At 52.3% G+C, this 4,488-nt stretch carries 4 protein-coding genes; all 4 read right to left on the bottom strand.

The features are described from left to right. Positions 1-340 precede the first annotated feature (340 nt). Complete coding sequence (locus tag ACJROR_RS14125) at positions 341-967, bottom strand: DUF1349 domain-containing protein (protein ID WP_406547663.1); 627 nt, start codon at positions 965-967, stop codon at positions 341-343. Between the two features lie 173 nt (positions 968-1,140). Then, entirely contained in the window at positions 1,141-2,127 is a 987-nt protein-coding gene (locus tag ACJROR_RS14120) for a hypothetical protein (RefSeq protein WP_406547662.1), read from the bottom strand. A 1-nt stretch (position 2,128) separates the two neighbouring features. Next, on the bottom strand, positions 2,129-2,644 hold the full coding sequence (locus ACJROR_RS14115; RefSeq protein ID WP_406040059.1) for a SycD/LcrH family type III secretion system chaperone: 516 nt from the start codon (positions 2,642-2,644) through the stop codon (positions 2,129-2,131). 325 nt (positions 2,645-2,969) lie between these two features. Then, on the bottom strand, positions 2,970-4,488 hold a 1,519-nt coding region (locus ACJROR_RS14110), incomplete at its 5' end, for an FHIPEP family type III secretion protein (RefSeq protein ID WP_406547661.1).

The following is a 4,488-nucleotide window of genomic DNA, read 5'->3' as shown; positions in this document are numbered from 1 at the left end:
AGCCTTTAAAACAGGAATTTGCGGAGGTGTTTCCCGATTTCTCATGCAAGCCGGTTCCCGGAAGCCCGTTTTTCCCGGTTGTTTATGAAAGGGAATCAGCTAAAATGAAAATATCGGCGGAGGGAACAGGGACGTTCCGGAGCGGTTTTCAGGGATGAAATAAGCACCGCCGATAAAGAGACCGGAACAGGGACGTTCCGGAGAGCTGTGGGGGTTCATGATGAGCCCCCTTCCTTTTTTTGCGCCTGCATTTTTTATCCTGCCCCTGAGTTATGATTCTTTCCCGGGTTTTATATCTGCATCCGGAAAGATAATCTGATAAGGCAGCTCTCAGGAATGTTCAGTCAGGCTGCTGTCCGTCATGAGCCTTCCAGGCGCACTGGGTTACCCGCATATCCGTAAATACTGCCTTGAAACTGGAATTCTCCGGACTGCAGGCATAGATGCCAAAACGGATCCTGCCGCCGCCCTGCCGCATATGGCAGATTCTCATTTGCGTGAAATTCCTGCCATCCCCGGAGCATTCAATGCGGTAATCATCTTCCCGGCGGCTCAGCCGGTACCACATGGTCCTGGCAGCAGCCGGAATTGCCGTGGTCGCCCAGTCCGAGTATCCGTTATTGGTGACAACGGAACCGAGATGCTGAAAGCTTTCATTTTCATATTCCACAGCGGCCTTCAGCCAGTTCTCCGCATCAAGATACATCACGATGCCGCACTGATCAAAACGATGACAGCTTCCGGCAAATTCCGTCTTCACGATAAAGGAAAAGAACTTCTCTTCGGTCTCTGCCTGAAGCATCGGGGCATTATCATTCCGAAAATGATAGTAAGTCCGCTGCCACAGATCCGTATGCGGCATGGTGGTAATTTCAATTCTCCCGGGCTCGATGCGGTATTCCCTTGGCTCTCTCGTCCATTTCATGTCTGCCGGCCGGATATCCGGCGCTTTCATCTCTTTGCCCATTGCTGCGCTCCTCGTAAAAACGCGAATTTAAACTGATTCCTGAATAACCCGCCCCTGACTTTTTCCTGAGAATGCCTGATCCGAAACAAGAACATGCTGCGCGCGCATACGAAAAAGCGATCCCTTTTCAGGAATCGCTCTTTGTCTTTCGTTTCAGGTACCGGAAAGCTTTATCAGGCGTTTGCAGTTACAACGGCCAGCTCGGCGGCGTTTTGAACCTCAAGAATATCCTTTACTCCCTTAACCATGGCATTCTGAGTCTCCATAACTTCATCAAGATGCTTGGTATCCTGATCATTCAGGGCGGCCAGCTTAGCCAGAATGGCTTCCATTTCCTTGTTGCTTACCTTGAGGTTGGTGAGCTGGTAGTTATTGATGGCAGAACCGATTCCTGCTGCGCCGGCACCAAGGTTGGTAACGCCGCTGGTAAGCTGGATGCCGATCTTGGAGAACTTGGACAGCGCGCTGGCTCCGTCGGCAGCGCCCTTAGCCGCGCCGGCAATACCCATGCCCATGCTGCATATGGTAAGAGCAATGGAGAGGCCCATAGCTACCCACGGTCCGGCCTTTTCGCCGAATATCTTGGTGCAGAGCGCGCCGAGACCGATCTTGCCGTCTGTAGCCGCGGATACCAGACTCTCCGTAGCCAAGAGACCGCCGATAATGGCGCCGGCAATAGCCAGAGAGGAACCGCCGCTGAATGCCGCGCCTGCAACAGCTGCCACAATGCCAACAACCGCGCCGATAATCTTGAATGCCTTGCAAATCTTGTCCCAGACAGACTGATTTTTAATCTTCTCAGCCTGCTCCTGCAGATTCTTAATGAGTTTGGCGTTCTCAGACTCTCTCTGCTGCGCTCTGTTCTTAATGGAATTTATCGCGCCCTTTTTCTCAACCTCGGCGGTTTCAGATCCCAGCATCATCATGATGGTTTCTTCATCCATGCCCATAATGGAAGGCTGACTGGCGCCGGCTTTGGGAGCCGGAAGCTTCGGAGACTCGTCAAGAGCCTCGCCGACATTTTCCTGAACATAAGATAAAAACTGCGCGGCAAAATTCTTAACCCGCTCTCCGATCTTTCCGGAATCAAAGACGCCTGCAATCGCATCAAGCTCCATGTTCTGGCTGACGCCGACGTTGTTGTTGACATTACCGGTCATTTTATAACTCCTTGAAATTCTCCATTACCTTTAACAGATTAAGTCCCTTTTGCTTGAACTTCTCGTCATTGGTGTTTCCTTCACGACCCATGGTTTCAAGGCTCTTCAACGCGACAACTGCATCTTCCTTCTGGCCAGCCTTGAGAAGGCAAATGGCCGCGAAGTACATCGGTTCCGGATCCTTAAGACCGGACTGCAGACATGCCAGAGAGTAGGTGTTAGCCGCCTTAACGTAATCACCCATGTCCTGCTCGGTTGCAGCCAGCCCCATGGTGTACTTCTGCTCTGACTGATCATAAAGAACCAGCACTTTAAAGACCTTGAGAGCATCTTCATAATTCTTAGTTACGTAATTCTGATAGGCCAGACTGTAAAGAGCTTCCATGCGCTCAGGAGAGATATTCATCAAATCGGCAATGGTATATCCCTTCTCGATGAACTCAGCAAAGTGCTTCACAAACTCTTCCGCTGCTTCATCGTCAGCTGCGGGGGAGGTTACCTTGGTATCATCAGCCATAACTAATTCCTTATTTGACTAGATAACGTTTAAGAAAAAGGAAAGTTACAAAAAAAATGAATTATCCGTAATTTTCCCGCTAACACCGCAGGCTGCGGTTTATGCTCCTCCGGAATTCCGGAGGGAAGCCGCGGCCTGTGAAAAATGATCCGGTTCACATGCCGCAAAAGCTCCGGCAGGAGAACGCTGTCTGTATTCTATTGTAAACAGATGCGGCAGATTCTGATCAGAATACCGGCAACCTTAATGCTAAAACCGTGTAACTTATCAAATAAGAACCGAAAAAAAGCTGCCGCCCCGGCTGTTTTACAAAAAAAAATGAGAACTATATCTTGATCCTGTCCAGAGGCTGCACGGAAATTTCCGGAGTCAGCTCCTGATAGTCCAGCACCGGAAGCTCGTAGAAATCCCCTTCGATAAGACGGCGGAGATAGCGGCGGATATCAATGGAGGCAATCACCACCACCTTGCCGTGACACTTGTCCATAATGCGCCTGACCTCCTTGAGAATAGCCTTGCTGCTCATGGGATCCAATGCCAGGAAGGCTCCGGTGGAGGTCTGCCGGATGGATTTTCTGATAATCTCCTCGGTCTTGGGATCCAGAAGAATGGCCGGCAGGAAGTTCTGGGCCGCGCAGTACTTATAGCTGATCTGCCGCTTAAGGAAGGTGCGGATATACTCGCAGAGCATCACCTGATCCTTTTCCTTGGGAGCCCACTGAATAATGGCCTCCAGAATGTTTTTAAGGTCGCGGATGGAAATCTGCTCCTGCACCAGTCTCTTCAGGCAGTCGGCGAATTTCTGGAGGGGGAGGAGACGGGTGGCTTCATGCACCAGATCCGGCGCCCGTTCCTCCATCTTGTCCAGAAGATACTTGGCCTCCTGAAGTCCGATGAAGTCGCTGCAGTGCCGCACCAGCACCAGGGAAAGATGCAGGGAAATCACCTTGGCATGGGACAGGAAGGCAATGCCCAGGGTTTTCAGCTTTTCGGCCTGATCCTCCTTCACCCACCAGGATCTCTCGTTAGGCAGGAAGGGAGTGCCCTCGGTAACCGTAATGCCCAGCATGCGGATATTGTCCGGGTCGTCCCGCACCAGCACGGAGCCCTTCAGGAGCGAACCCGTGGAAATGGGGATTTCGTTAAGGTTAAGGATGTACTCGTTTTCCGGCAGGTTGGGGTTTTCTCTTAAATGCACCCCCGGGAACGGCACGCCGAGATCAAAGTACAGGGCCCGGCGAAGCGTGGCCAGCTCATAGTTAAGCTCTTCGAAATCCAGCAGGTTGGCCAGCTGCGGAGAAATATCCAGAATCAGGGGCACCACCGGAGAAAACTCCTCCTCGGCATCGGGGTTGTAGTCCACCTTGCGGTTCTTTTCGGTTGTGGCCTTGAGGGTGTTCTTGATGTCCTTCTTGGGATCGGTCTTGGGCCGCTGGTTCTTTCTCATGTAATCCAGGGTATAGCCCACCCCGGCCAGAAGCAGCGCTAATGAAAACAGCTGCGGCTTCGGGAAGCCCGGCACCAGGGCAAACAGAAACACCAGAGCGGCGGCGATCATAATCGCCCGGGGCTGCCCGAACACCTGGTTGCCGATCTGCTCGCCCACGTTGTTGCTTTCCTCGCCGGATCTGGTTACCAGAATACCGGCGGAAATGGCGATAAGGAGGGAAGGGATCTGAGAGACCAGACCGTCGCCGATGGTGAGAATGCCGTAAAGCTGGAGAGCGTCTCCGGCGGATATGCCGTTCTGGGTAACGCCGATAATGGTGCCGGCCACGATGTTTACCGCCGCCACCAGAAGTCCCGCAATGGCATCGCCCTTAACGAACTTCATGGCGCCGTCC

The organism is Succinimonas sp., from assembly GCF_045225735.1.
Classification (GTDB): domain Bacteria; phylum Pseudomonadota; class Gammaproteobacteria; order Enterobacterales; family Succinivibrionaceae; genus Succinimonas.
Note: the sequence above shows the minus strand (reverse complement) of the source record. Positions and strands in the feature narration are given on the sequence as shown.